At 61.2% G+C, this 26,592-nt stretch carries 29 protein-coding genes; 17 read left to right on the top strand and 12 right to left on the bottom strand.

All coding sequences use genetic code 11. The features are described from left to right. Nucleotides 1–38: 38 nt before the first annotated feature. Nucleotides 39–542: a DinB family protein gene (locus tag AB8B31_RS12165; RefSeq protein WP_130652582.1), complete on the top strand. Its 504-nt coding sequence runs from the start codon at nucleotides 39–41 to the stop codon at nucleotides 540–542. An 18-nt stretch (nucleotides 543–560) separates the two neighbouring features. Further along, nucleotides 561–1,175: a TetR/AcrR family transcriptional regulator gene (locus tag AB8B31_RS12160; protein WP_130652581.1), complete on the top strand. Its 615-nt coding sequence runs from the start codon at nucleotides 561–563 to the stop codon at nucleotides 1,173–1,175. Here AB8B31_RS12160 and AB8B31_RS12155 read toward each other — a convergent pair. Then, nucleotides 1,161–2,144 carry a squalene cyclase gene (locus AB8B31_RS12155; protein ID WP_130652580.1) on the bottom strand — a complete coding sequence of 328 codons (984 nt, stop codon included), beginning with the start codon at nucleotides 2,142–2,144 and terminating at the stop codon, nucleotides 1,161–1,163. The two genes, AB8B31_RS12160 and AB8B31_RS12155, sit on opposite strands and share 15 nt — an antisense overlap. Before the next feature lie 129 nt (nucleotides 2,145–2,273). Between AB8B31_RS12155 and AB8B31_RS12150 the strand changes: the two genes are divergently transcribed. The 3 genes from AB8B31_RS12150 (at nucleotide 2,274) to AB8B31_RS12140 (ending at nucleotide 4,893) form a co-directional block, all read left to right on the top strand. Next, the gene (locus tag AB8B31_RS12150) at nucleotides 2,274–2,399 is read left to right on the top strand and encodes a hypothetical protein (RefSeq protein WP_261320509.1); all 126 of its coding nucleotides are present in this window, start codon (nucleotides 2,274–2,276) and stop codon (nucleotides 2,397–2,399) included. A gap of 145 nt (nucleotides 2,400–2,544) precedes the next feature. Beyond that, entirely contained in the window at nucleotides 2,545–3,375 is an 831-nt protein-coding gene (locus AB8B31_RS12145) for a response regulator (RefSeq protein WP_047620984.1), read from the top strand. Nucleotides 3,376–3,561: 186 nt separating this feature from the next. Next, nucleotides 3,562–4,893: a diguanylate cyclase gene (locus AB8B31_RS12140; RefSeq protein ID WP_047620983.1), complete on the top strand. Its 1,332-nt coding sequence runs from the start codon at nucleotides 3,562–3,564 to the stop codon at nucleotides 4,891–4,893. Between the two features lie 119 nt (nucleotides 4,894–5,012). On the opposite strand, the gene AB8B31_RS12135 is transcribed toward AB8B31_RS12140, so the two are convergent. The 5 genes from AB8B31_RS12135 to AB8B31_RS12115 all read right to left on the bottom strand — a co-directional run bounded on the left by AB8B31_RS12135 (nucleotide 5,013) and on the right by AB8B31_RS12115 (nucleotide 10,899). Then, nucleotides 5,013–6,032: a GlxA family transcriptional regulator gene (locus tag AB8B31_RS12135; RefSeq protein WP_018242426.1), complete on the bottom strand. Its 1,020-nt coding sequence runs from the start codon at nucleotides 6,030–6,032 to the stop codon at nucleotides 5,013–5,015. Between the two features lie 295 nt (nucleotides 6,033–6,327). Further along, a complete protein-coding gene (locus tag AB8B31_RS12130; protein ID WP_018447267.1) occupies nucleotides 6,328–6,528 on the bottom strand; it encodes a hypothetical protein in 201 nt (66 codons plus the stop codon). 399 nt (nucleotides 6,529–6,927) lie between these two features. Continuing rightward, nucleotides 6,928–7,326 carry a hypothetical protein gene (locus tag AB8B31_RS12125; RefSeq protein ID WP_047621453.1) on the bottom strand — a complete coding sequence of 133 codons (399 nt, stop codon included), beginning with the start codon at nucleotides 7,324–7,326 and terminating at the stop codon, nucleotides 6,928–6,930. A gap of 55 nt (nucleotides 7,327–7,381) precedes the next feature. Next, complete coding sequence (locus tag AB8B31_RS12120) at nucleotides 7,382–9,538, bottom strand: mechanosensitive ion channel family protein (RefSeq protein ID WP_047621452.1); 2,157 nt, start codon at nucleotides 9,536–9,538, stop codon at nucleotides 7,382–7,384. Between the two features lie 47 nt (nucleotides 9,539–9,585). Then, on the bottom strand, nucleotides 9,586–10,899 hold the full coding sequence (locus AB8B31_RS12115) for an alpha/beta hydrolase (protein WP_028733116.1): 1,314 nt from the start codon (nucleotides 10,897–10,899) through the stop codon (nucleotides 9,586–9,588). Between the two features lie 353 nt (nucleotides 10,900–11,252). On the opposite strand from AB8B31_RS12115, the gene AB8B31_RS12110 reads away from it, so the two are divergent. From AB8B31_RS12110 to AB8B31_RS12095, 4 genes are all read left to right on the top strand, one after another. Then, entirely contained in the window at nucleotides 11,253–11,486 is a 234-nt protein-coding gene (locus AB8B31_RS12110) for a DUF2171 domain-containing protein (RefSeq protein ID WP_012757858.1), read from the top strand. A gap of 107 nt (nucleotides 11,487–11,593) precedes the next feature. Then, a complete protein-coding gene (locus AB8B31_RS12105; RefSeq protein ID WP_028733115.1) occupies nucleotides 11,594–11,779 on the top strand; it encodes a DUF3008 family protein in 186 nt (61 codons plus the stop codon). A 214-nt stretch (nucleotides 11,780–11,993) separates the two neighbouring features. Further along, nucleotides 11,994–12,476, top strand: coding sequence for a transcription elongation factor GreA (greA, locus tag AB8B31_RS12100; protein WP_047621449.1), 483 nt, complete (start codon nucleotides 11,994–11,996; stop codon nucleotides 12,474–12,476). Between the two features lie 110 nt (nucleotides 12,477–12,586). Beyond that, nucleotides 12,587–12,946 carry a hypothetical protein gene (locus AB8B31_RS12095; RefSeq protein WP_047621447.1) on the top strand — a complete coding sequence of 120 codons (360 nt, stop codon included), beginning with the start codon at nucleotides 12,587–12,589 and terminating at the stop codon, nucleotides 12,944–12,946. A gap of 39 nt (nucleotides 12,947–12,985) precedes the next feature. Here AB8B31_RS12095 and AB8B31_RS12090 read toward each other — a convergent pair whose 3' ends face one another. Continuing rightward, nucleotides 12,986–13,879, bottom strand: a complete 894-nt coding sequence (locus AB8B31_RS12090) for a LysR family transcriptional regulator ArgP (RefSeq protein ID WP_130652579.1) — start codon at nucleotides 13,877–13,879, stop codon at nucleotides 12,986–12,988. A 100-nt stretch (nucleotides 13,880–13,979) separates the two neighbouring features. On the opposite strand from AB8B31_RS12090, the gene AB8B31_RS12085 reads away from it, so the two are divergent. Further along, nucleotides 13,980–14,588, top strand: coding sequence for a LysE/ArgO family amino acid transporter (locus tag AB8B31_RS12085; protein ID WP_032994612.1), 609 nt, complete (start codon nucleotides 13,980–13,982; stop codon nucleotides 14,586–14,588). Between the two features lie 111 nt (nucleotides 14,589–14,699). Here the strand turns inward: AB8B31_RS12085 and AB8B31_RS12080 are convergent, their stop codons facing one another. Continuing rightward, nucleotides 14,700–14,888, bottom strand: coding sequence for a hypothetical protein (locus AB8B31_RS12080; protein ID WP_018242412.1), 189 nt, complete (start codon nucleotides 14,886–14,888; stop codon nucleotides 14,700–14,702). Nucleotides 14,889–14,961: 73 nt separating this feature from the next. Here AB8B31_RS12080 and AB8B31_RS12075 point away from each other — a divergent pair, with 73 nt between their 5' ends. Together AB8B31_RS12075 and AB8B31_RS12070 are read left to right on the top strand one after the other, a co-directional pair. After that, entirely contained in the window at nucleotides 14,962–15,903 is a 942-nt protein-coding gene (locus tag AB8B31_RS12075) for a LysR family transcriptional regulator (protein ID WP_018242411.1), read from the top strand. Between the two features lie 154 nt (nucleotides 15,904–16,057). Beyond that, the gene (locus tag AB8B31_RS12070; RefSeq protein WP_003540537.1) at nucleotides 16,058–16,213 is read left to right on the top strand and encodes a hypothetical protein; all 156 of its coding nucleotides are present in this window, start codon (nucleotides 16,058–16,060) and stop codon (nucleotides 16,211–16,213) included. 86 nt (nucleotides 16,214–16,299) lie between these two features. Here AB8B31_RS12070 and AB8B31_RS12065 read toward each other — a convergent pair whose 3' ends face one another. Then, nucleotides 16,300–16,662: a hypothetical protein gene (locus AB8B31_RS12065; RefSeq protein ID WP_028733111.1), complete on the bottom strand. Its 363-nt coding sequence runs from the start codon at nucleotides 16,660–16,662 to the stop codon at nucleotides 16,300–16,302. A gap of 19 nt (nucleotides 16,663–16,681) precedes the next feature. After that, entirely contained in the window at nucleotides 16,682–17,683 is a 1,002-nt protein-coding gene (locus tag AB8B31_RS12060; RefSeq protein WP_018447275.1) for a glycine betaine ABC transporter substrate-binding protein, read from the bottom strand. A 649-nt stretch (nucleotides 17,684–18,332) separates the two neighbouring features. Here AB8B31_RS12060 and AB8B31_RS12055 point away from each other — a divergent pair. Continuing rightward, nucleotides 18,333–19,787 carry a cobyric acid synthase gene (locus AB8B31_RS12055; RefSeq protein WP_130653545.1) on the top strand — a complete coding sequence of 485 codons (1,455 nt, stop codon included), beginning with the start codon at nucleotides 18,333–18,335 and terminating at the stop codon, nucleotides 19,785–19,787. Between the two features lie 121 nt (nucleotides 19,788–19,908). Further along, complete coding sequence (locus tag AB8B31_RS12050; RefSeq protein ID WP_130652578.1) at nucleotides 19,909–20,679, top strand: SDR family oxidoreductase; 771 nt, start codon at nucleotides 19,909–19,911, stop codon at nucleotides 20,677–20,679. Between the two features lie 78 nt (nucleotides 20,680–20,757). On the opposite strand, the gene AB8B31_RS12045 is transcribed toward AB8B31_RS12050, so the two are convergent. Continuing rightward, nucleotides 20,758–21,891, bottom strand: coding sequence for a helix-turn-helix transcriptional regulator (locus AB8B31_RS12045; protein WP_065277800.1), 1,134 nt, complete (start codon nucleotides 21,889–21,891; stop codon nucleotides 20,758–20,760). A 186-nt stretch (nucleotides 21,892–22,077) separates the two neighbouring features. On the opposite strand from AB8B31_RS12045, the gene AB8B31_RS12040 reads away from it, so the two are divergent. From AB8B31_RS12040 to AB8B31_RS12030, 3 genes are all read left to right on the top strand, one after another. Next, nucleotides 22,078–22,563: a hypothetical protein gene (locus AB8B31_RS12040; RefSeq protein WP_028733109.1), complete on the top strand. Its 486-nt coding sequence runs from the start codon at nucleotides 22,078–22,080 to the stop codon at nucleotides 22,561–22,563. 42 nt (nucleotides 22,564–22,605) lie between these two features. Beyond that, complete coding sequence (locus tag AB8B31_RS12035; protein ID WP_028733108.1) at nucleotides 22,606–22,881, top strand: DUF4242 domain-containing protein; 276 nt, start codon at nucleotides 22,606–22,608, stop codon at nucleotides 22,879–22,881. A gap of 587 nt (nucleotides 22,882–23,468) precedes the next feature. Then, nucleotides 23,469–24,707, top strand: coding sequence for an adenylate/guanylate cyclase domain-containing protein (locus tag AB8B31_RS12030; RefSeq protein WP_312864662.1), 1,239 nt, complete (start codon nucleotides 23,469–23,471; stop codon nucleotides 24,705–24,707). Nucleotides 24,708–24,735: 28 nt separating this feature from the next. On the opposite strand, the gene AB8B31_RS12025 is transcribed toward AB8B31_RS12030, so the two are convergent. Then, nucleotides 24,736–26,526 (bottom strand): chloride channel protein, encoded by a 1,791-nt coding sequence (locus AB8B31_RS12025; protein ID WP_130652577.1) that lies wholly within the window; start codon nucleotides 26,524–26,526, stop codon nucleotides 24,736–24,738. Nucleotides 26,527–26,592 lie beyond the last annotated feature (66 nt).

Here is a 26,592-nt window from a genome sequence, read left to right as displayed (position 1 = left end):
TGATGCCGGCGCCGCCCGTTTCACACCCGGAGATCGCAATGAGCGCGCAGACCCTGTTGAACTCTCTGTTCCGATACAAAGCCAGCGTTGACGATGAGCTTCTCGATGCCTTGAATGCGCTCGGGGCTGAGGCGCGATCTGACGACTTTCGCTCAGCCCTTCGTGTGCTCAATCACGCCCATCTCGTCGATCGTATTTTCGTCGCCAATCTTCAGCGGCTCAATCATTCCTACGCGGCGAGCTGGAGCAGCGAAGCGCCGCCGGTGGCGCAGCTGTCGTCCGATATCCGGGAAACCGACCGTTGGTATATCGACTATACCTCGCGTATAACGCTTCCGGAAATGGAGGAAGTCATAGACTTCACCTTCACCGATGGTGGGCGCGGGCGCATGTCCCGCGAAGAGATGCTGGCCCATGTGGTGACGCATGCCGGTTATCATCGCGGTGAGGTCGGTCGCCTGCTGCCAGAAATCGAGAGCACCGCCATGCGCGACGTTTTTACCGGCTACCTGCACAGGACCGACCCCACGCGCCGTCAATGAGAGTGGAGCAGCGTGTCGATGCCGGCCGATCCTGTTTCTAAACCGAGAACCAAGCCTCCCGAGGAGCGACGCGACGAGCTGATGACCGCGGCCGAACTGCTGTTTCTGGAAAAGGGTGTAGAGCAGACCACGATCGAGGAGATCACGACGGGGGCGGGGGTCGCCAAGGGCACCTTCTACCTGCACTTCTCCTCGAAGGCTGATGTTCTCCAGGCGCTGCGCGCCCGTTTCGTGCAGGGCGTGCTGGATGGCATCGTCGCGGCGGTCGAAGGACGGAGACAAGAGGATTGGCGCGGGAGACTGGCGGCCTGGTCCATGGCATGCGCCACCGGCTATCTCGACGCGGCCGGGCTGCATCATCTCGCCTTCGTGACAGCACCTCCCGCAACAAGGGAAGGGCTTTCGCGCAACATCCTGATCGACCATTTGAGCGAATTGCTCGCCGCTGGCGCGGGCGAGAATGCCTGGTCGGTCGGCGATCCTGGCTTCACGGCGGTGTTCCTGTTCAATGCCCTGCACGGCGTGGTCAATCAGCCGGGCATCGGCGAGACGCCATTCGATCGCGCCGAATTGCTGCGGGCGATCGAGGCGCATTTCCTGCGCGCGCTGGGTTTGCCGTCAGGCATTGATTGAGGGCTGGGCATTCCACCATCTCAGCACCCGCATAGCCCGGAGCGTCACCCATCGCGACGGCTTGCCTTGCCCGTCGTCGATCTCGAACCACACCCGACCTGCAGGGCTCCCGTCGAGCTGCCAGCTGCCGTCCTGAAGGCGTCTGGAACGCAGGTGCTCGATCGCCTCGCCGAGACGCGGATCGGGATTATTGCCGGTCAGGATCGCGCTGGAGCGGAAATAGTCGAGCGCACGCAGAATGTCGTAGCGCCAGCGGTTCGGGTGCAGGAAGTGCAGGAAGCGCTCGTCGGCCGGCTCGCCGGTGCCGAGGCGGCGGAAGAGGTTGCGGGCCAGTAAAAACTCCTCGCCCGTCCTGCGCGCCTCTTGAGACCGATGCGTGCCGCCAGTCGACCTCTCGTATTCCAGCAAGCCTTCCAGCACGTTGATGGTGCTGGCGAAAGATGAGCGGACAGAGCCATTGATCCGCTCGCAGTTCCAGCCGCCGTCGTCGAGACGCTCGCCGGCCAGCCTGTCGACGATGGGCGAGACGTCAATCCCGAAATAGGCGCCGTCGGCAATGGTGCGGCCGTTGATGCACTCCTCGACTTCGCCTTCCCAGTAGGGCTGGCCGCCTTCTTCCCAACGGGCGCTGGCGCCGATCAATTCGACGGTGCGCCTGGCGCACCCGCAGGCGGGATCAAGACCGAACTCCCTCAATTGCGACAGCGAGAAAGTCGTGGCCGTCCACGGCTGGCCGCGCTCCCTCCACTCGCGAGCGTCGAAACCGGCGGGCAGGAAGGCGCCGCCCGCCCACTGCCCGTCCTCGTCCTGGCAAGAGAGCAGCCTGGCGCCCCAACCCTCGGTCTCGACTTTGGCCCGCTCGGCCATCCATTCCCTATCTGGGGCATCGAGCAGGTCGCGCATCACCTGCCACCGGATCGACGGATCGGAGTCGAGAAGCCATTCGATCACCGGATCGGATTGGATCATGGGGCGAACCTGTCGGCGGATCGGGTCGATGGCTCGTTTATAATCGCTTCGGCTGAGCAGTGCCACCCGGACAGGCCCACGGGAAATCGTCTAAATCCGACGTGGTCGCGTCAGGCGCTGGCGCTTGCGATGCCGCGGCCGGACTATGCCAGCGAAGGCACGAAGCTGAAGATCAAAATCCTCGGTTCGACCTATAATGCGACGGTTGTCGGCGAAAGCCCGTTCGATGCCTGGAATGCGGCGCTTCGCGCCTGATTTCTTAATCATATCCGCAAAGAAATCGGAGGCGGCGCCATTGAGCCGCCTCTTCGTTTAGAACTGGGCGCGCCGATTAATAATTATTCAAATCAATTGATGTATCAGTTTGATCCGGGGACAGATTTTACATCAAAGGTTTGCTATGGCGTTTCTAGGTATTTCGGGGATGCAATATTCCGGGGAAATGTTTGCTGGTGCGCGTATTATTGTCGCGGAAGATTCCAACGTATTCACCTCGATGATCAGTAAACGCCTCAAGGAGCTGTTCGACATCGATGTCGAGATTTGCCGCAGCTTCGAGGATCTGCAGGTTTCCTACGACAAGTCTTCCGATCCGATCACGCTGGCGATCTCGAACATCAATCTGCCCGGCGCCGAAAACGGCGAAGCGCTCGAATATCTGGTCGATCTCTCTATACCCACAATCGTCTTTACCGGCACTTTCCATGAAAGCATGCGCGACAAGCTGATGGCCAAGGATATCGTGGACTATATCCTCAAGGACAATATCTTTGCCGTCGACCTGCTGGCGGAATCGATCTGCCGCTTCCTCACCAATCACCGCCACCACGTGCTGATCGTCGATGATAGTGCGACCGCGCGCGCCCTGCTGTCGAGCCGGCTGAAGCGCTACAATTTTCGTGTCAGCGTCGCCGAGAGCGGCGGCAAGGCGCTGGAGATCCTGAAGGCCAACCGCGATATCGGCCTGATGATCACCGACTACAACATGCCCGACATCGACGGCTTCGAACTGACGCGGCGCATCCGCGCCAGTATCGGCTCGCACGAGCTGCGCATCATCGGTGTTTCCTCCTCCTCGAACCGGCTGCTTTCGGCGCGATTCCTGAAGGCCGGCGGCAATGATTTCATGCTGCGTCCCTTCATTGACGAGGAGTTCTATTGCCGCGTCAACCAGAACCTCGATACGCTGCTGCAGATTCAATCGATGCGCAAGGAGCGGGCGGTTGCCTGACGGCCCTTCCAGTATCGGTATCGCCAGAGGGACGAATATCACGGTCGGGGACAGTCGTCGAATTTCTGCAATTACAGGTAATGTCGCTGTTATTTGTCCCCTTCACGCGCACAGGCCTCTCGGTTATCGTCCCCGCCGGGGAGAGGGCCGAGTCGAGCCCATCGGACGCATCGGGGAGTAGGGTCTGTGGCTTTTCAAGCGGATTTCCAGCGGGATGGTATCGGGCTGCGCTCCGGCGGGCTCAAGATACTTCTGGTTGAAGATTCCCGGATGTTTTCCGCCGTGCTCTGTCACCGATTCCAGACGGAGCTCGGCCTTGCCGTCAAATCCTGCCCGTCGCTGAAAGCTCTTCGCAAGGAACTTGCCGAGGACGGGCACGGCTACACCATGGCCGTCGTCGACCTCAACCTGCCGGATTCGCCCTATGGTGAAGCGCTCGACTGCACGATCGAGCACGATATCCCGGCAATCGTCTTCACCGCGACATTCGATCTCAACACGCGCAACAAGATCATGGAGCGCAATGTCATCGATTACGTGCTGAAGGACAATGAATTCGCGCTCGACAATCTGGTCGCCACCGTCCGACGGGCGATCTCCAACCGCAAGACGCGGGTGCTCGTCGTCGACGATGTCGTCTCGGCGCGCCAGGTGCTCGTCGACCTGCTCAAGGCACAGCAATATCTCGTCGTCGAGGCAAATTCGGGGCTCGAGGCGCTGGCGGCGCTCGAGGCCTACAGCGATATCGAGCTCGTCGTCACCGACCACCATATGCCCGATATGAGCGGCTACGAGCTGACGCGGCGCATTCGCCATCGCTTCGGCTCGGACAGGCTGCGTGTCATCGGCGTTTCCTCCTCCAACGACCGCATGCTTTCGGCGAGTTTCCTCAAGGCCGGCGCCAGCGATTTCGTTTACCGGCCCTTCGTTGCCGAGGAGCTGCAATGCCGCATCGCCAACAATGCCGAAACGCTGGCGCAGATGCGGCAGCTGAGGGCGGCGGCGGCCTGCGACTACCTGACCGGCCTCTATAACCGCCGCTATTTCTACGACAACGGCCCGAAGCTGGTGAACGAGTGCCTGCGGCTGAAGGTACCGAGTTCCGTCGCCATTCTCGATATCGACCATTTCAAGCGGCTGAACGACACCTATGGCCACGAGATCGGCGACAAGGTGCTGAAGGCTGTCGCAAACAGGCTGTTTACGATCTTCGAGGGCAGCGACAATCTTCTGTCGCGCCTCGGGGGCGAGGAATTCGCCATCCTCTTCCCGCAGATGGATTCCGCTGCCGCGACCAAGCTCTGCGACGAGATCCGCTCGGATATTTCGCGGCTGAAGGTCACGGCCGATGATGAGGAACTCGGCGTCACGATTTCGATCGGCATCGCCGAGATCGGCGGTTACGAGACCTTCGAGAATTACCTAAACGCCGCCGACCAGTTTCTCTACATGGCCAAACACCGGGGCCGCAACCAGGTCTATTCCGACGCCAGGATGACGGAAGAGGCGGCGCAATAGCGCCATCCGAAGGGCAGAGCCAAGCCGCCGCCTTTCATATCAGGCGGCAGATGGCCGTCTTATCATCTCAAGCGGCGACCGTCTTTTATTGTCTCAGGCGGCGACCGTCTTTTATTGTCTCAGGCGGCGACGGCCTGGCGAGCGGTCGCCATGGTCATCTTGCGCTCGGCGCGCTCCTGCTGCGGTGAGCGATGGTAGAGTTCGCGATAACACTTGGAGAAGTGCGAGGCCGAGACGAAACCGCAGGCGACGGCGACCTCGACGACGGGCATCGAGGACTGCACCAGGAGGTGGCGCGCACGGTCGAGGCGGATTTCCAGATAGTAGCGGGCCGGCGAGCGGCCCATCTCCTGGCGGAACAGCCGTTCGATCTGGCGACGGGAGAGACCGGCGCCGTCGGCGATCTCGATCAGCGACAGCGGCTCGGCGAGATTGCCTTCCATCAACTCGATGATCGACAGCACCTTGGCGTTCTGCACGCCGAGGCGGGCGCGCAGCGGCAGACGCTGGCGGTCGTGCGGGTTGCGCACGCGGTCGGTCAGGTGCTGCTCGCAGATGCGGTTGACAAGGCTTTCGCCGAAATCCTCGCCGACGAGGTTCAGCATCATGTCGAGCGAGGCGGTGCCGCCGGCGCAGGTATAGAGATTGCCGTCGATCTCGTAGAGATCGGCATAGACCTCCGCCTGCGGGAAGGCTTCCGAAAAGCCCGGCAGGTTTTCCCAGTGGATGGCGCAGCGCTTGCCGTTCAGGAGGCCGGCCTGGGCAAGCACATGCGCGCCTGTACAGAGGCTGCCGACGGCGACGCCGCGATTGTAGCATTCACGCAGCCAGGCATTGACCGATTTGTTGTTGAACTGCTCGACATCGATGCCGGAACAGACGAGCACCATGCCCGGCCGGTTTTCGCCGCCGAGATGGCGGCGCTCCTCGGCAAGCGAGGAATTGGCCTCGACGCCGATGCCGCAGGAGGAATAGACTTTTTCCCCATCGACGGAGGTCAGTCGCCAGGTATAGGCCTGATAACCGAGCATGCGATTGGCGATGCGCAAGGTGTCCACGGCCGCCGAAAAGGGCAGCATGGTGAATTGCGGTACCATAAAGAAGACCAGCGAACGCTTCTTGATCTGCATCCTGTTCATAGCGAAATCCATGCTCGAGGGACGATGACACATTCGTTGCGCGGAATGCGTCGCGCCGATGTCCTGAAAGCGACACTGGCATGGAAAAATGCGGCCGGGAAGAGCAAATATGCGACATCGGCCACGATTTGGCCGATCAAACTGCCGGAATGGCTGCGGATAGGGCTGATGACGGGCTGATAGGCGACTGAAATTCAAGACTGAAAAGGGCTTGGGAATGGACGGTCAGGCCACGAAAAAGGCGGCGTTGCGCAAAGCAGACGCCGCCCTTATCTTGGGTGGAATGTCGCATTCATTACATGGTCCGGTGTTTGCTGTCGTCCGTGCTCGGCCAGCCGATGTCCTTGCGGATGTCGAAGGGCATGGCTTCGATTTCACGAGCCGTCTGCCAGCGTGTCCAGGCGAGGGTGAGCTTACGGGCATAATGTGCCAGATCGAAGCGGCCTTGGCCGGAGGTGAGGGACTTACCACCACCGCGATAGGTGAGCGTGGTCATTTTCCGGTTCCTTTCTAGGGTCAGGGGCATGGTCGTCAATGGGAGGTTCGTCCATGTCCATAATCACAATATGGGCCTTGGGAACTCATCATTCAAACGAATAGAACTTATGGATAACATCAGAGATATTGAATGATGGCGGTGCGCCCGCTAGTCCCGTTGGAGGCCACTATAGGGTCGGTCATCCTCATGGGCCTCCTGGCTTTCCGTGCAAGGAGATCTGCGGAGCGGAGCATAATACCGAAAGGAGTGTGCTGTTTTCGGACGACGTCATGCTCTGTTTGATTTAGTGGGCGGCGGATCAGACCGGTGACGAGTATCGCGCTGGCGATCGAGACGACTTTGCCGGAGGCGATGATAGTGGCCGTGATGCCGACTCGCGAGCCTTCTGCGAGCCACTCAGCGCGGGCATACGTCCCAGAAGCCCGTCGTCTTGTCGGGTGAGGTGTAGTACCAGCACTGACCGGACTGAGGCGGCGTACCTGCCAATGAAACGGCGGCAGCTCCGGCGACGAAGCCGATGGCGGCGCCTGCGGCGATGGCGGTACCCGGACGCCAGTAGCGGCGAGGGGTCACCACCACGACGCCGCGCCGGACGGGCGGCCGAACGGCAGGACTGGTGCGTCCGACCGCAGCGCATCCGCGCGGTCCGCAAGCCGCAGCGCCGCAGCCCCTCGGGCCGCAGGCCGCAGCGCCGCGACGGGCTTCGGCCGTCGCCGGTACGAGGAGGGGCGTGCAGACCGTCATCAGCACGGCAAGTGTCGCAACCACATGCGATAGGTTGACCGGGAACTTCATTTCATTTCCTCCCATTGCTTTCGTGTCTTGTTTAAGGGCCTGAAGAATGCCGCGCTCAGGCCGGGTTCGTGGCGCTCGCCGCACTATGCGCCGCGAGCGTCTGCTGGGCAGCGGCTGCAACAGCGTCGTCCTTTCCGCCCGAGACCTGGACGGTTGGCACGGCGAGCTTGATGCCGTTTTCGTTGAACGCCTGATGGATCATCCGCAGGGCGCGCCGCTTCAGCGTGAACTGCTGGCCCGGAAGCGTCATGACTTTCATCCGCAGGAGCAGGCCGGAGTCACCCAGGCTGTCGATCCCCTGCATTTTCAGCGGCTCGATCGTCGTCGGTTTGAATTCCGGATCCTCGAACAGTTCCAGGCCGATTTTCTTGATGATCTTGCGGGCCTTCTCGATGTCGGAATCGTAGGTGATGGTGATAGTCATCTTCTCGATCACCCAGTCGCGGCTCATGTTCTGGACTGCTCCGAGCTCGCTGAAGGGGACGATGTAGACGGCGCCGCGGTGGTGCCGGAGCTTGATGGATCGCAAACTGAAGGACTCGACGGTGCCCTTGTAGCTGCCGCTCTGAATATATTCGCCCACCCTGAAGGCGTCGTCGAGCAGGTAGAACATCCCGCTGATCACGTCCTTGACCACGGTCTGCGCACCAAAGCCGATGGCGACGCCAACTACGCCGGCACCGGCGATCAAGGGGCCGATTTCCACACCGAGCGATGACAGCGCCATCATGATCGCGATGGCGACGAAGAGGATCATGAGGAAATTGCGAAGGATCGGCAGCAGGGTCCTGAGACGCGTGCGTCGCCGCTCCCGTTCGCTGCCGACTTCAAGGACGGCCTCGGTGTCGCCCAGCTTGCGATCGATCAGCACTTTCACCACATTCCAGGCGAGATCGACAACCAGGAGAATGATCCCGGCGCTGAAGAGACCGCGCACGAGGCGGAGAAGCGGCGAATCCTGCATCGTCATCTGCGTCAGTCTGACGTCCAAGGCGTCCGCAAGCAGAACGATCGCACCGACGATCAGCGCCGCCCTTATGCCGCGCTCGATAATCACCGAAGCGACGGTGCTTCTTTGCTGGCCGTCCTTCTGGTCCGCGGAAGAGTGCAGGATATTGTTAACCGACGCCTTGGTGAGGGCGATAGCGCCGGGCAATGCCGCGCAGACCACCGCGATCCAGAACAGCTTCATGGCCCCCACCACCCACAGCAGCCAGACGCCAGCGAAATAGACCGTCCAGAGCCAATTCCGGGCGCGTAGTCCGATCCGGCTGGCTTGGCCGGCAGACAATCGGGACGGACGTCTCCAGACAGCTTCGATGCCGATGACGAGCAACACGAGGCCAAGCGAATAGGCGACCAGTTGCCGGGCCGGGTCGGAAAAGCCGAGAGTGCCGAGCAGGCGGATGGTCACCCAGCCAAAGGCATACCAGCCGACGAGATAGCCCAGGCGTTTCGCCCAGTGGCGGGCGGCATCCTTCGTGATCGGGACGACACGGAATCGACCCTCTTCCTCTGCCCGGGGCGCGAGAAGCACGTCGAAAAGCGCGCTCGCCAGGCGGAAGACGACGATCGCGAAGAGATAGCCGACGACGATCTCCCGGATAACAGGCGGCCATTGGAACAGCAGGAAGAAGCCGATGCTGCCAAGCCCGAAGGAGAGGACGTAACATGCCGCCCACAGAAGCCTCGCGGCCAGTGCCACCACCCTCTCGCGGACCGTGGCAAAGGGCGCGCGCGCCATCCATGCACGCCAGCCGGCGCTGATCCACCAGAACAGCCATTGCGCGGCCAGACCGACGGCGACGAAGGCCGCGACCAGGAAGATCGGCCTCGTCCCGCCATTCGCCTGGATGTCCCGTTCGAGCACTGCCCCGCCTTGCATCGTCTCCAGGGGAAAGGACTGGATAGCGCCGAGAAGGCCGGAGGCGTGGGCACGGAATCGCATCGCGAATTCCGAGAATGATGGGTCGGAGTTCGGGGTTGCCAAGGGCGGTTTCGCCGCAGCCTGGGCTGCTTGGGACTGCTGTTGCAGGAAGCGCTGGACGTCAGGATCCGAGAACATCCCAATGAAGCGTTGAACGCTTTCAGGCTGCGCGTTCGCAGGCGTCACGGTCTGAGCCACGGTAATGGAGGCACAAAGGAGAACGGCCGCCAGGGCGGCCGCCGTGAGAAGCGATCTAACCATGCGGATCTTGGAAACTCGTGGCATTGTCTATCCTGATCTTTGTGAACTGTCAGTTGCCAATTCCTGAACCGTTATTGCCTGCACGACTCCTTCGATCGGCCTCCGGCAGTGCAGTCGGGCGCCCGCTGCTGTTTGCCCATAGGACCCGTGAGGCCGCTGACCTGGCCGGCATAATTATCTCTGGTGTCGGCATCGACGACTGCGACCGGGGCGGCAAGGATCAGGCCGGCTGCGCTGCCCGCTGCGGCGGCCGTGCTCGTTGTTGCGGCAAGGATCTTGTCCCCGAGCCCGACCTTGCTGTCAGTCAGCGTCTGGCCGTCGGAAATCCGCGCTCCGATCAGCTGAACAACCTCGGGCGATTCTGCAAATTTCCCGTGGTTCAGTCTGTCGCCCGCTTTGACTTTGGTGAGGTCGATCACCGTGATCTGGCTGTCGGCCAGTTCCTTCTTGAAGGGAGCCTGCTCGGGATCGATGGCGCCGAGTCTCGCGACGTCACCCCATACCCTGCGGGATACTGCGAGCGCGCGGTCATCTCGCGAGACGAACAAGGTGAACTGCGGATGCTGCTTGCCCATGTCGACGATCTGCTGGCGGAAGACATCGACATCCACGTCGGGCGAGGCCAGCATCACATTCTCGAACTTGGCAGGGAGGCGGCCGTTGCGGATCGCCATCTGGCGAAGCGCTTCCAGCGCCAGCCAGTTCCCCATGGAATGCGCGAGGATGGACACCTCCTTCACTTCAGGATCCCTGGCGAGATATTGGAAGAGCATCTCCAATGCGTTGCGCGTGTAGTTCGTGCTCTCCCTGTCATATCCGTATGCAAGCAGACTGCCGCGCGACGGCCATGTCACGAGCACGGGAGCACTATGGACGCCGGAATCCTTGACGATCTGAGCGAAGCGATAAACGGAGTCTTCGAAGCGGTTGTTGAAGCCGTGAATGAACACCAGCACGCTGCGGTCGTGGCTCTTCCTGACCGAGGCGCTCAGCCATTTCTTGGCGTCGTCGCGCGTGATCTCGTCGGCTTTCAAGGTTGCGAAATCGGTTGCGGGATTGGATGGAAGCCTCTTCGGCCAGGCGACTTCGCCGACCTTTCGGACGTTTGCAGGGGGGATGGATACGGTGATGTCGGCAAAGGCCGGGGCGAGTGCGCGCTCGCCTGTAAACATTTCGCCCCGTATCGTGGAGCGGCTGCGCGTCGTGGTCACTAGCATGTCGACCTTGGTGGAATTCGGCGCGCTGTCGGCAACGGGGATGAGCACATTCTTCGGGTGGCCGCCACATCCGACCAATACGCAGAGCAGCAGGAGAGCCAAGATCCATTCCAGACCTGGGTAAAGTCTCGGTTGAATTCGGCCATTATGACATCTTGCTGTGCTCACTGCGGCTGCTCCTCATAACTCTGCCGAGTTCAGGCAGGCCTCGACGCCGCACGCCGCGGCGGTCGAAGTCTGCACAAGGCCAGACTACGCGAAGATCGGAGACGTTACCCGTATAATCGGGGTATGTTACGCAGAGACAGTGTCAGCGGGGTTGCAGATCCGAGACGGTGGGAGCAGCCGACGCCGATTTATCGGGCACCGCCGCTCCCGCCTCGCGAACTGGCATCCGGACCTTCAACCCGGACGACAATTGGGACGTGACTGCTGATTGAACACGGTCGCGCGTGTTGGGAACCAAGTCTGCTCCACGTCGTTGCCGCTTCGTACCTGACAATGATGCAAAGGAGGAAACGATGATTTCCGCAGAGCAGATCCGTGAACATATGGAAGTGCGGGCTGCCGACGGCACCCATGTCGGCACAGTCGATCATCTCGACGGCCCCACGCGCATCAAGCTGACGAAGCTCGATTCGGAGGACGGCAAGCACCACTTGATCCCGATCGATTGGGTCGATCACGTGGATGCTCACGTCCATCTGTCGAAGAACGCCAGGGATGTTCGAAGCCAGTGGGCCACCATCAACTGACAGCCGGTCGGCTGCGGCTTGCGGGCCGCAGCCTCCTTAGAACAGGATAGTTAGAGCATGATGACTTTGACGCCGGCCACCGCCCGTTCAAGCGATAGGAGATCGATATGCCAGCCAAGTCCAGGGCCCAGCAGAAGGCCGCAGGCGCCGCCCTCTCGGCCAAGCGCGGCGAGACACCCAAGAGTGAACTCAAAGGCGCCTCGAAACAAATGGTCGAATCCATGAGCGAAAAGCAGCTCGAAGAGTTCGCCTCAACCAAGAGGAAGGGCAAACCCCAGCATGTTTCGAAATGAGGGTGCCGAGCACCGCCATGTGGTGCGGAACGTTTCCGCCGCTTAACAGCTACGGGGCGGTGACCTTGAAAGCGGGCTGCCTCTGCCGCCGGCGCCGGCCGCCTATCAACCGAGATTGGCGGTTCGTCCGCGGTCGGTGTATGGTTCCGACAATCGTTTCGCGGCAATTGCCCATCAGCTAGAAGAGCGCATCGCGCTAAAACGGAGTCCGAGATTGGCCGTCGCTTTTACCAAGGAAGAGAGTTTCGAAACCGCTTCGGAAACCCTGCTGCCCGATCGTCCGATTTCGGCGCATCCGAACCTTGTTACGGAAGCAGGACTGAAGGCTCTCGAGCTGCGCTTCAAAGAGGCTCGCGAGGCCTATGATGGCGCGAGCACCATCGACGACGTGAACGAACGGCGGCGGCAGACAGCCAGTCCCTTGCGTGATCTTCGCTACTTAGCCGCAAGACTTCGCACCGCCCAGCTCGTGCCTGACCCTACGTCAATCGACACCGTCGCCTTCGGCAGCACGGTGACTTTCCGCCGTGACGACGGGCGCGTGCAGACCTATCGTATCGTCGGAGAGGACGAAGCCGATCCCAAGGCCGGATCGATTTCCTACGTTTCCCCGGTGGCGCGGTTGCTGATGGGCAAGGCTGTCGGCGATGTAGTGGAGACAGGCGGCCAGGAACTGGAAATCATCGCCATCGCATAGGCGCGCGCTATTTGCGTGGCCATCCCCGTTATTTTGGTACTATCCGGTACTTTATTTATCGAACCTTTACCATCCGCGGCTAGAACGATGACATTCCACCATCGAAAGTCATGCTCATGGTCAGCGCAATTTCCAGTTCTGCATCCACCATTTTGAGTTCAGCCGCTACAACCTCGTCTTCCAGTTCGTCGGATCAGCTTGTCTCTCTCGAGGCACAGCTTGCCGAAAAGAAGGCAGCCCTGTCGGAAACGCAGGACGAGCAAGAGAAGGCCACGATCGAAAAATCCATCGATACGCTGGAAGCGAAGATTGCCAAGCTCGAAGCGAGCGAGAGCAGCCAAACTCAGGCGTCTGCTGCATCGAAGCCTGCCGGTGACGCTCCTGGAGAATTTTCCGGCGAAAGCGAGCGTATCGGCACGACGAATTTTGACGAGACCAGTGAGTTCGGCAGCCGCACGGCTTACGTTTGATAAAAGGGACCCGGTTCTGCTGCATTCTTGAGTGACGCGTCAAAGACGGCGCTTGGCCACTGTGACGACTTCGCGCGTCAGATCCGCCAGGCGATCGGCGGCGAGGCGGTTTATCTGCCAGTAGAGCGGGACATCGAGCGGTGTGTCGGGCACCAGCTCGACCAGCCGTCCGGACGCGAGATGCTCGCGGGTCAGCTGGGTCGGGTTCATCCCCCAACCCATGCCCTGTAGGCTGGCTTCGACGAAACTTTGCGGCGACGGCAGCCAATGGGTAGGATAGTCGAGATCGCGTCCGAACATCCGCCGCACCCAACTGCTTTGTAACCTGTCCTTCTGATTGAAGGTCAGCGCCGGGGCGTTGCGGATTGCCTCTGATGTCACGCCATGCGGAAAGTGCCGTGCGACGAAATCGGGCGTTGCAGTTGCGTGGTAATGCAGAATGCCGAGTGCAAAACGTCGGCATCCGCGGACCGGCTTTTCCAGGCTGGTGACAGCGGCGATCACCCGCCCGCGCTCTAGCCATTCGGCGGTGTGGTCCTGGTCGTCGACGGCGACGTTCAGCAGATAGGAAGAGCTCCTGGCGAAACTCGACATGGCCTCGACGAACCATGTCCCGAGGCTGTCGGCGTTCGTCGCGATTTGAAGCGTGACCCTTTGGCGAGGTTCGTCGGGATCGATGAGGGCCGGCAGCTGCCCGAAGAGTTCTGCTTCGAGCATGCCGACATTCTCCATATGGCGGCAGAGCCATTCTCCCTTTTCCGTCGCCGTGCACGGCGTGCCTCTGACGATGAGGACGACGCCGAGACGCTCCTCGAGCTGCTTCACGCGCTGCGAAATGGCCGACGGGGTCACGCTCAGGACGGTCGCGGCTCTCTCGAAGCTGCCTGTCTGGACAATGGTTGCGACGGCACGAAGAGCGGAATAGTCGAGCATGGATTAGTTTCACTTAATCTAGGTAAGTCAGATTAACTAGCCTAATTCTCCCAATCGCGATAGCGCAACCTTACCGAAATGAGGGGCGTTGGCCGAAGAGATGAATTTTTCGATCTATATAACCGGCTTGATGATGGGCCTCAGCCTGATTGTCGCCATTGGCGCGCAGAACGCCTTCATCCTCCGGCAAGGCTTGCGAAACGAACATGTCTTTGCTGTCTGCCTCGCATGCGCGGTATCGGATGCCGCGCTGATCGTACTTGGTGTGACCAGCCTCCAGCAGATCGCCAGGTTCATGCCCTGGCTCGACCCGGTCATGCGCTATGGCGGAGCCGCATTTCTGGTCTGGTACGGGGCAAGAAGCCTCTATTCCGCCTTGCGGTCGTCCGCTGCTCTGACGACCGGGGAAGCAAAGTCGTCGAGTTTTCGGCAGACGCTGGCGACCTGCCTCGCACTCACCTGGCTCAATCCCCACGTCTATCTCGACACGGTCGTGCTGCTCGGCACGATATCGACGCGATATCCGGGAGAGCAGGCTTCCTTTGCGGCAGGGGCGGTGACGGGTTCCTTCCTGTTCTTCTTTTCGCTCGGATATGGCGCAAAGCGGCTGAGGCCGATCTTCTCGAAACCCTCATCCTGGCGCATGCTGGAAACGCTCGTCGCTTTCACGATGTGGATCATAGCGTTCAAACTGCTGGGCGGGATGTGATCGGCGTTCGACCGTCGATCATCCGCTGCGGCGCAAGTCGAGTAAGACGTTGCGAGTTGACCGGCATCGATGTGCCCAGATCCTGAGCGGATTCAAAGGGATGAAGCGTCTCTACCGCGTCCCATCGCACGCGCGGCGCTCCGGGACGGTCAACTCTAGCTCGCGCTGGCAATCTGCCAGCAGATGTGGCGGAAAGCGCCTTAGCTCTCGGAGCGCATGCTCATGGTTCGCATCCCTGCGCCTCTGCGACTTGAATGCGGAAAGGGCCTGTACGATATTCCAGATGTTTGTTTGAGGCATGTCGGGCCTCCTTTGCTGCATTTAGCTGCCGACGCCCGAAATATGAGGGTCAATTGACATTCAATCAAACAAAATGATATGGGGTTATGAATCAGAAAAATTGAAAGATGCGACGATGAGCATTCCCTTTCGCCGTCCCATTCCGCTGCTTGATAACGAGGTGCTGCGTACCTTCGTGGCTATCGCAGAGACAGGCAATTTTTCGACCGCCGCAGAGGCGGTCTTCCGCACGCCATCGGCGGTGTCGATGCAGATCAAGAAACTTGAAGAACAACTGGGGGCAACGCTGTTTCTGCGCGACGCCCGCTCGGTGTCGCTGACGCGCCACGGCGAGATGTTGCTGTCCTACGCGCGCAACATCCTGGCGCTGTCGAACGAGGCGGTGTCGCGCTTCATCATGCCGGAGCTTAGCGGCGTCGTGCGGCTCGGCGCGCCTGAGGATATCGGCGAACGGCTGCTGCCGAGCATCCTGAAGAGTTTCGCCGAGAGCTATCCCGGCATCATGGTCGATGTGACGATCGACATGAGCATCGGACTGAAGAAGCGCATGGAGGAGCAGCGGCTCGACCTCGCGTTGATCAACTGTGCGACACGGCCGTTCCCGACGGGCGGCGAGGTCGTGTTCCGCGAGCGGCTGGTCTGGGCTGGCGCCAGGTGCGGTTCGGCGCATCGCCGAGATCCCCTGCCGATCTCGATCTGGGAGGATGGCTGCATCTGGCGCCAGGAGGCGCTCTCCCAACTCGAACGCAACAAGCGGCATTATCGCGTCGCCTATCTCAGCGGCCACACGATGGCGCAGCGCGCCGCCGTGCTTTCCGATCTCGCCATCGCGCCACTGCCGCTGTCCTATGTCAACGAGGACATGGCGATCCTGGGGCCTCAGGAAGGGCTGCCGGAACTCGGCGCCTTCGATATCCGGCTACTAACCGCCTCGCAGGTGTCGGGGCCGATCGAGACGGTGGCCGACAGCATTCGCGGCGCCTTTGCCGAGAGAGCAAAGGCGGTCGCCGCCTAATCCCCGAAAATCCCATTCGATTTTCGCAAAGGATTATGCGCGGATAGTGTGACAGGTATCCTTCTAGCCGGTGAACCTTTTGGTTTGTCGTGCGTTATTGGCGCGGACGGCAATTGTCGCCGTTCGGGGTTGATTTCAAACAAGGATATCCGAGATGACGACAACGGCCAAAATTGCCGCAGCCTTGATGGTTCTTCTTGCCCTTTCCTCCTGCGGAAACACGATCCGCGGCATAGGAAAGGATACAGCAAATACCGTGAACGCCACGCAGGATGCCGGCCGCTCAGTCGACCGCGCCGCGAAGAAGTAACGACCGTTCAGATCGCTGCCAGAATCGCCGGATCAGGTGCTGACCGGAGTCGGATCATCCTAACGGATGACCGGGGCCGGACCATCCTAACGGATGACCGGGGGATAAACCTTTTCCAGCCCGCCGGATCGGTCGAGACCGGTCCGGAAGGCTTGGTAGGCGGGATGTTGGCTGGAGCGGGCGGTTTCCATCAGTCGGATCTGTAACCGGTCCGGCGCCTGGGTTCCGAGCCAAATTCCCAGATTTTCGAGCTTCAGCGAGTTCAGGAAACGCGATCCGGCGGCAAGATCGAGATGGCGGCGCAGGCCGTCGAGCAGGTTGTCGTCCTGGGCGGCGTTTTCCATCAGTAGCGCCACATACGACTTGTCGGTCTCCGACAGCGCGGCAAGCTTTTCCGCAACGGTATCGCGGTCGGGAAAGGGAACATTGCCTGTCATCGAATCGTCCATGCTTGCTCGTGTCTTGTCGTTATAAGCTCCCCTTGACCTTCTCGGCTACATCGACAGGCACCCATTTCGTCCACAGGCCCTCGTAATTGCGAAGGAAATAGATCGCGGCATCCTCGTTGCTTTCGCGGTTTTCGTCCTGCCAGGCGAGCACCTGGTTGATCGTCTCATTGTCCCATTTGCGGGTCTTGAGATAGGTCGTAACAGGTCCGGCACGGCTGGCGAAAGACCGGGTCATCAGTGTGAAGGCGCGCGAGACCGGGTAGGAATTCAGCTGCGGCCTGGCGCAGCCGGCAACTGCGGTACAGCGGTCCCATTCGTTCTTGTTGTGGCCGACGCCGAAGCTCAGGCGCGTCATGTCATATTTGCCGAGGATGGCGGTCGGCGCCCAGTAATAACCGAGCCAGCCGACCTTGTTTTCGAAAGCGCGGGCAATCGAGGCATCCAACTGTTCGGGACTGCCGGTTTCGACAAGCTCGAAGCTTTTCTTGTCGGCAGCAAGCGCCTTGAACAGGTTGGTGGTTGATATCTGGCAGCTCCAGTCGGCGGGACAGTTGTAAACTGCGCCCTTCGATGGGTCGTCCTCGGCGGGGAAGAGCTCGGGATGTCTCAGCGCGTCTTCGACCGAGCGGATGTCGGGGTGGGCGTCGGCGATGAATTTCGGGATCCACCAACCCTCGACGGCGCCGTCAGCCAGGATTTCGGCCCCCTGCACCAGCCGGCCGCTGTTGACGGCTTGATCGAGCAGGGCCCTGACGGAATTGATCCAGTATTCCGAGGCGATGTCAGGGGTGCCTTTCTCATTCATCGAGGCAAAGGTCGGCAGGGTGTCGCCATCGACAATGGTGACGGAACAGCCGTAGCCCTTTTCCAGGATGATCTTGTCGAAGCTCGCCGCAATTCCTGCCGAGGCCCATTTCATTTCGGCGATCGAAACGGTGCCGCATTCGGCTGCTTCAGCCGGCGCAACGGTAGAAAGAGCCGCGGCAAAGACGGCCGGAATCAGAAACGTCTTCATCGTCATTCCCCGAATTCTTCTTAGGCGGACGCGCAGGCTCTGAAATCAACCGACATAAATCTCTGGCACCTGAGGGGAAAACGCCTGCCGGGCGATACAGCAACAGGCTTTCCGGTTCATGGCACCGTCCGTCCTTGCGGCTCCGGCAACTCGTCGCAGGCCATGTTCAACAATGGCGCATTATGACGGAGCCTACGCGTTCGCTCGCAGAAATCAACCATCTTCTGCTCATGGTTGCGTGACTAAATGATTGAATTCGAAGAATTTATGTGAAGATCCCGAAAATGGCGCCCCTGGGCGAAATGCACGCTCTTCGCGATCGGCGGCGGATCTTCGGCAGAAATTTCGACGAGAATGTCAAAAAAGATCAAAATTAACATTTGCGTAAGCCTTCAATAACCCTCCGGTAAGAATGTGCCGTTATCAGTTGGGTCGTGGCAGCAATGACCGCCGCTTCTCTGGTTCAGGTAGTGCGTACCGGAGAAAGCGAGCTTCGCCGTGTAGGGGCGAAGACGCCTGAGTTTTCGGCAAACCGCGCAGAGCCAAGGCCATGCGCGGTTTTCGCGTTTGCGGCACGGAACTTTGGGGCAAGTCTTGACCCGGGATTACCGCCTATTGTAGGCCTCGCCTGAACGAGAGGCGGATGCGGGCCACCATGGCAAGAGCGATCATGCTGCAGGGAACCGGCTCCGATGTCGGCAAGACGGTTCTGGTTGCAGGCCTCTGCCGGCTGGCGGCCAATCGCGGGCTGACGGTCCGGCCGTTCAAGCCCCAGAATATGTCGAACAATGCGGCGGTCGCCGATGACGGCGGCGAGATCGGCCGGGCGCAGTGGCTGCAATCGCTGGCCGCGCGCACGCCATCCTCGGTGCACATGAATCCGGTGCTGCTTAAGCCGCAATCGGAGAATGGCAGCCAGATCATCGTGCAGGGCAGGGTGTTCGGCCAGGCGAAGGGGCGCGACTACCAGCGGCTGAAGCCACAGTTGCTCGGCGCCGTGCTCGAGAGCTTCGAAAAAGTGGCTGCGGGCGCCGACCTCGTTATCGTCGAGGGTGCCGGATCGCCGGCAGAGATCAATCTCAGGGCCGGCGATATCGCCAATATGGGCTTTGCGACGCAGGCGGGCGTGCCTGTCGTGCTTGTCGGTGATATTGACCGCGGCGGCGTCATCGCCTCGCTGGTCGGCACGCATGCAATCCTCGACGATGGCGACCGGGCGATGATTGCGGGTTATATCGTCAACAAGTTCCGCGGCGACGTCTCGCTGTTTGACGACGGCATCCGCGCCATCGAGGGCTTTACCGGCTGGCCGTGCTTCGGCGTCGTGCCGTGGCTGCCGGGTGCGGGACGCCTGCCGGCCGAAGATTCTGTCGTGCTCGAACGGCTGGCGAGGGGCGGGACGGGCGCGCTGAAGATCGCCGTGCCGGTGCTGCCGCGCATCGCCAATTTCGACGATCTCGATCCGCTGAGGACCGAGCCGGATGTCGAGCTGGTGTTCGTGCGATCAGGCGAGCGGATACCTGCCGATGCGAGCCTCGTTGTGCTTCCCGGCTCGAAATCGACGATATCGGATCTCGCCGACTTCAGGGCTGAGGGCTGGGACCGCGATCTCAAGGCGCATGTCAGGCGCGGCGGCCGGGTGATCGGCATCTGCGGCGGCTACCAGATGCTCGGCCGGACAGTGGGCGATCCGCTCGGCATCGAGGGCGGGACGCTCGAGACGCCGGGGCTTGGGCTGCTCGACATCGAGACCGAGATGGCGCCGGAGAAGACCGTGCGCAACAGCCAGGCTCGCTCGACCGAATATGACGCGCCGCTTGCCGGCTACCAGATCCATCTCGGCATCACTCGCGGCCCGGATTGCGATCGGCCCTCGGCGATCATTGACGGCGCGCCCGACGGCGCGCTGTCGGCCGACGGTCGGATCATGGGCACCTATCTGCACGGGCTCTTCGGCAGCGACGCCTATCGCGACCGGCTGCTTCAAAGCTTCGGCCTATCAGGTGGGCGGAGGAATTACCGCGAGAGCGTCGAGCAGGCGCTCGACGACGTCGCCGGGGAATTGGAACGCCACCTCGATTCGCGCTGGTTGGCCGGGCTGCTCGGTTAGGCCGGATGTGTACCGGACGGGCTGCCTCACCGTCATCCGGTCTCGTCGTTCGGCTATTGCCAAATTAGTTGACTGAGTCCATTAATTGTCGCGACGGACCCGGTTGAGAGCGACGAAAACCATGAGCATATTGGATAGATTTTCACTGGCAGGTCAGGTGGCGCTCGTGACCGGCGGCGGCCGTGGTCTGGGCTTAGAGATGGCGCGCGCCCTTGCCGAGGCCGGCGCGCATGTCATCGTCAACGGACGCAGGGCGGCGACGCTGGAAGGCGCCGTCAGGACCATCCGTGCCGCTGGCGGCACGGCGGAGGCCGCCGCATTCGATGTCGCCGACCGCGAGGCACAGCGTGCTGCGATGGCCGATATCGACAAGATCCATGGTCGTCTCGATATTTTGATCAACAATGTCGGCGCCCGCGACAGGCGGCCGCTGGCCGAATTCGACGATGATGCGATCATCGAGCTGCTGCGCACCGACCTTGCGGCGGCGATGACGCTTTCGCGCGACGCTGCCGTGTTGATGAAGCGGCGCAATCACGGTCGCCTGATCGCGGTGACCTCGATCAGCGGCCATGTCGTAATGCCCGGCGACTGCGTCTATCCGGCAGCCAAGCAGGGCCTGACCGGCCTGATGCGTGGCATGGCGGTCGAATTCGGCCCGCACGGCATCACCAGCAACGCAATTGCGCCCGGCTGGTTTGCCACCGAGACGAACGCGGCGATGGCTGCGAACGAGGAATTGATGCCCTTCGTGCGCCAGCGCATTCCGGTTCAACGCTGGGGACGGCCGGACGAGATCGCCGGCGCGGCGCTCTTTCTCGCAAGCGCCGCCGCTTCCTTTGTCAACGGCCACGTACTGACGGTCGACGGCGGCATGACGGTTAGGATGTGAGCGGAGCCCGCAGCTGCCGTGGCGCCGGCGTGCTTTTTCGCGTCTGCTGCCAGTCGGCCGAAGTTTAATGTCGACTTCTTAGGCGCGCCTGACAGGTGGGCTAAGTTCGCGGACGAGCTGCTGCAGGCTGCGCTGATCTTCCGCTCCCGTCTTGTCGTAGATGGCGGCCAATTGCGATTTCACGGTGCCGTCGGCAACGCCCTGTGCATTTGCGATCTCGGATCGCGTCATGCCTTCGGACACGTAGCCGACCACGCGCCGTTCGGCAGGCGTGAGAGCAAAAAGCGCGGCAACGGCTTCGACGGCCGACTGGATCACCGTTCCAGCCGCGGCGAGAAAGACAGCCGCCGCGGCCCGACTTTCGAAGCGTCCCCTTTCGGTGCGCCGCTGCAACGGCAGAACGTGAGCGACGGCGGGGCGTTCGGCCGAGGCAAGGGGAACATCGATCCCAGCGGCTGCGAGACTGATTTCGTCGCGCGCGCCAAGCGTCACGGCGTTGGAAAGGGCGGCGCCTGCATAACTGTAGCGAGCCGCCAGCCGGCCTGAAAGCGAGTGCACCACCTGCTGCTCGCGCAGCCGTGCTTCGGCGGCATCATTGGCGAAGAGGATCGTCATGTCTTCTGCAACGATGAAGACCGCATGGTCGAGAGCGTCGATGACCTCCCTGAGGACGGCGGCTTCGGCGCGCTCCATCTCGAACATATCGTGGATTGTCACGGCACGGCGGATATGCGGGCCGAGCAGCCCGACGATGTCGAAGACGCGTCGTTCGCTCGGTTCGTATTGCACCGAAATGTTGATCGTCCCGACACGGGTCGGGCGCTTCAGCACGGCCATGTCGATCGAGTTTAGAACCCCATACCTGGCATGAAAGTTCTGGTATAGCGCACCGCTCTTCCAGACGGCTTCGCCATCGGGTCCATAGAGGGAAAACATCCGCTCCAGCGTATCCGGCTGATCGATCTCCATTCGGTGAAGAAGGTGGAAGAACGGGACGTCCTTCGCATGCGCGACGAGGGTGCGGATGGCCTCTCCGTCGTCGCAGGCGATCTGGGCCAGACGTGCGGAACGCGTGGTCGTGTCGAAGACGGCAAGCGTGGTTAGAAAACCATTGACCTGGCCATTGATCAGACGAAGAGCGTTTGGCCAGGTATCCTCCCGGGCCACGCAATCATAAATAGCGCCAATAATTTCCGACAGCTGCTGTTCCATGATCACAATCCTGCATCAGCCCGGCCAGCACGGTCAATTGTCGCCGGCCATGGCGCCTTCATTTCCGGGATTTGCGGAAGATTTCATCCCCCATGCGGGAGATGTTTCATCGCGCGGATTTTTTACAACGCAATGCCGGCCGGAATCCAATCGGCTTGGACAACCAGAAATTGGAGGGCAATCTTCATGAAAGCGACAAAAGCGCCAATCGCGGCGCTTCTCATTATGGCAGTTCTTCCGGCTGCAGCGCTCGGCGGCGGCGGCCTGCCGGAACTGGTTCGGGAGGCCAATGCGCGCCTCCGGGACGTCAACCAGGCCATCAAGGAAGGCTATTCGCCGATCCCATGCACCAGCGGCATAGATGGAGGTGCGATGGGTATCCACTATGTCAGTGCCGACCTCATCAAAGATGAGGCCATTGATCTCTCCAAGCCGGAGGCTGTGATGTACGAGCCTGACGAACACGGCAAGATGAAACTCGTCGCTGTCGAATACATCACGACGAAAGGCCCCGCCAATCTCGGCGGCCAGCTGTTCAGTTTTACGAACGCACCGAACCGCTACGGCCTTCCGGCTTTCTACGAGCTGCACGTCTGGGCTTGGAAGAACAATCCGAAGGGACCGTTCGCCGACATGAACCCCGACGTCAGCTGCCGGCATGCGCACGGTTGATGAAGCGCTGCGTCACTCAAAACATCATGGAAGGATAAAACAATGCCGCAATTCGTTGTCGAACGAAACATTCCAGGTCTCGGGGACATGGACAAGGAAAGACTGCGAGAGATCTCGGCGAAATCCAACGCCGTCGTGGCCTCTCTCGGCGAACCGTATACCTGGATCACCAGCTATGTGACGGGGGACAAGATGTACTGCGTTCATGAGGCCGAGAGCGCCGATGCGGTCTATCGGCACGCAGAAAAGGGTGGCTTTCCAGCGGACCGCGTGACGGAGATCACCACGCTCATCGGCCCTCATTCGGCCGCGCGTTAAGACCGCGTTCGATAGGGCGCGCCAACCACGCTCTGTCGCTTTTCAATCCGCGCATAACCCTTTCACCAAACCGATCTCGATTCCGAGGTCTGCGCTGGGGCGCGGGAGCCGGCCGGCGGACGAGGCGCCGACCGGCTCGCAGGGCGCACCGATCTTTATGATCGGCGCACGACTCGATGGGGAGGATCATGAACGAGAAGCTCTTGTCAGGCGGGTTCGAACTGCGACTGCGCAAAGCGGTGCTGCTGCTGTTGTCTCCGGCTCGTAGCCTCATGCTGTGGCGACGACGGCGATCGGTGGAAAATCGGCTTGGGGCGTTTCGGACCACATGCTGAAGGACATTGCGGTGTCGAGAGGCGAGATCCCGTTCGTCGCCTCGCGGGACGGAGACTGGAACAGATTCCGCTAACCGAGCAGCCCTTTACATATCGAAGTGAAGCCGAACGGTTGAGGAAAAGCGCCGGCGCTCCTTGTTGTCATCATTGGATTCCGTATCACTTCCATTCGCCCAGGAGTGGTATAGCGACGCGAAGCAGGCTAATGAACGGGATGCGTGATATCGCTCTTTCAGCGCGTATCTGCGGTTCGTGTTGCCGGGCTTTGGTGGCGAAAACGGTCATTCCCGGGTCCCGATCCCATGCGGAGGTTCGAAAATTAACGATCATATTCAGTGGCTTATAGAGCAGGGACTCACCAGCGAGCATATTGGCGATCTCGTCGCCGGCCTGTGCGAGCGGCTGATCGCCGATGGCATTCCGATCTGGCGGGCCAGCATTACCATGCCATCCCTTCATCCCATGTATCGCGGCGTCTCGGCCAATTTCGTGCGGGGCGGTGCAACCGTTCTCGAAAATGCAGCGCATGGCAGCGTAGAAGAGCGCAACTTCGAGAAAACACCGATATTTTACCTGCTGAACCGCGGCGAGAGAACAGGGCGCTGGATATTGGCCAGGGGCGAGGGGCTCGACTATCCGCAGCTCGCGGAATTTGCGCTTGCCGGCGGCACGGACCATCTGGTCAGCCTTTGCGAATTTCCGAAGGAGGTCGCGTTGCGCGGGCTCGGTTTCTCCCTGACCAGCGATGCGCCGGGCGGATTTTCCGGTGATCAGCTGGCGATCGTCAAAGCGCTTGTCCCGGCGCTGGGTCTGGCGGCTTACCGTGTGGCGGCATCGAAAACCGCCACCGATATCCTCGCGGTCTATACCGGCGCTAGGACGAGCGCGCGCATTCTGGCCGGGGAGACCCAGAGGGGAACCGGCGGCTCCATCAATGCGGCGATCCTGATTGCGGACCTCAGAAATTTTACGGCCTTGACCGAGGTCTATCAACCCAGCGAGATCGTCGGGTTTCTGAACGAACATTTCGAGCTGATCGACCGGCATGTCGAGGAAAATTCCGGCGAGATCCTCAAGTTCATGGGCGACAGCGTGCTTGCGATCTTTCCGACCGACGCCGAGGGTCCGCAGAAGGCCTGCATGGCCGCGCTGGCTTCTACGAAGAATCTGCTGAAAGCAAACGAGGCGCTGAACCGTGAGCGGACGCAAAACGGCGGCCCCGATATCGGCGTCGATGTCGTCCTGCATCTCGGCGAGGTTTTCTACGGGAACGTCGGCGCCCGTGGCAGGCTCGATTTCACGGTGATCGGCAGGGCCGTCAACGAGGCCTCGCGGCTAGAAAAGCTCTGCGGCACGCTTGAACAACACCTGCTGATGTCGGAGAGCTTCGCGGCCACCTGCGCCGTGGCCTGCGAGTATCTGGGATCGTTCGAGCTGCGCGGCGTTTCGAAGCGGGCCGACGTGTTCAAGCTCGCCGACGCCGTATCCTGAAGCGTCGATCCGATCGGCGCGACGACGCTCAGATCTCGCCTGAGACCTCGCGGCGGCGGCGGTCGAGTTCTTCGCTGTAGCGGCGCAGCGTATAGCTTTCGCTGAGCTGGCCGATCACCTTGCGTTCGATCAGGTTGTTGACGACGGCGAGTGCTTCGCTTTCGCTCTTGTCGAAGATCGCCGCCGCTTGCCTGGCATTCATCTGCGGCTGCAGGAAATCGTTGCGGTAGTGGATGAAATCGGCAAGCGTCTTGCCCTCGTCCTGGGCGTCGGTCGGGTTGGCGTAGATCTCCGGCACCAGCACGAGGCCAACATATTTGTCGCTCTCCTCGACGAGGATGACGCGCTGGGTCGAGCCGATCGGGAAGGCCTGCTTGAATTCCTCCAGAGAGATGCCTGCCCTTGCCGTCTTGACATCGGCGCGCATCAGCTTGTCGACCGTCAGATTGCGGATCCAGCCGACATCATGGGCGCTGCGAATGCTTTCGCCGCGAAGATGAAAGCGCCATGTGGCGAAGGAGTAACCGAAGGTCGAGCGGACGACGAGCGAGGAGGTGATGACGGCGGCGAGCACCAGTGCCGTGATCAGGAAATCGCCGGTGATTTCGAGCGCCAGGAACGTCATGGTCAGCGGCCCGCCGATGACGGCGACGGCGAGCGAACTCATGCCGACCACGGCATAGATGACGGGCGTCAGCGTCGCATCGGCAAAATAGGGGCCGCAATAGGCGAAGAGCTTGCCGAGCAGGGCGCCCATGAACAGCGAGGCGAAGAACAGCCCACCCCTGAAGCCGGAGCCGATCGAGATCGCCGAGGCGAAGGATTTCAAGAGGAAGAGGCCGATCAGCGTCGGGATCGCCACCTCACGGGAAAGGTTCAGATGCAACGCGCCGTGGCCGGCCGAGAGCACCTGCGGTGAGATCATCGCCAACAGCCCGACGATGATGCCGCCGAGTGCCGGGCGGAAGGGTGGGGCGATCGAGCTCTTGCGCGCCAGCTCTTCGACAAAGGCGACGCCCTGCATGATCAGGATGCCGACACCGGCGCAGAAAGCACCGAGCAGCAGTGCCGGGATATAATCGGCTGGCACGACCGAGCCGAAGCTGCCGATATCGATGGTGAAATCGCTGCCGGCAAGCAGCCTTGCGATCAGGGTGGAGACAAGGGCGGAGACGACGACAGGCGTCAGCGACACGATCGTATAGGTGCCGATGATCAGCTCGAAGGCATAGAAAGCGCCGGTCAGCGGCGCGTTGAAGGCGGCGGCGATGGCGCCCGCCGCGCCGCAGCCAACGAGGGTGCGCAGGTCCGAGCGGCGAAGCTGCAGCTTCAGGCCGAATTTGGAGGCGAGGCCGGCGGCAAGCTGGGTATAGCCGGCCTCCAGGCCGACGGAGGCGCCGAAACCGTTGGAGATCAGGTTCTGCACGGCAACGATGATGCTGTCGGTCAAGGACAGGCGGCCGCCATGCAGCGCATTGGCCTCGATCGGGTCGACCATCGGCTTCTTGCGTCGTTTCGCCAGCACTAGGAGCAACAGGCCGAGCAGGGCGCCGCCAATGACGGGGGCAGTGAGCAGCAGCATCTTGTTCTCGATCTCGGACGAGCTCAGCCGCTCGCTGTCGGCGATGCCGAAGACCAGCTGATGCAGCTCGTTGGAGACGTAACTCATGCCGGTGACGGCGAGACCCGAGATGATGCCGACGACGGCGCCCGCCAGCGACAGACCGACCTCGCTACGGCGGGTCAGCGCCCGCAGGCGTCCCGGATCGAAGAAAACACGCAGCGCACGAAAACGGCGCCGATCCAATTTCATAAGCATGGCTAGACAACTAGGCGGGGAGAGGCCCGGTCAAGGGCGGAGATGGTCGCGCAGTCCGCTTGCGAC

This window comes from Rhizobium sp. 62_C5_N11_2, assembly GCF_051811185.1.
Taxonomy (GTDB): domain Bacteria; phylum Pseudomonadota; class Alphaproteobacteria; order Rhizobiales; family Rhizobiaceae; genus Rhizobium; species Rhizobium leguminosarum.
The sequence above is the reverse complement of the archived record's forward strand: the minus strand, read 5'-3'. Positions and strand labels throughout refer to the sequence as shown.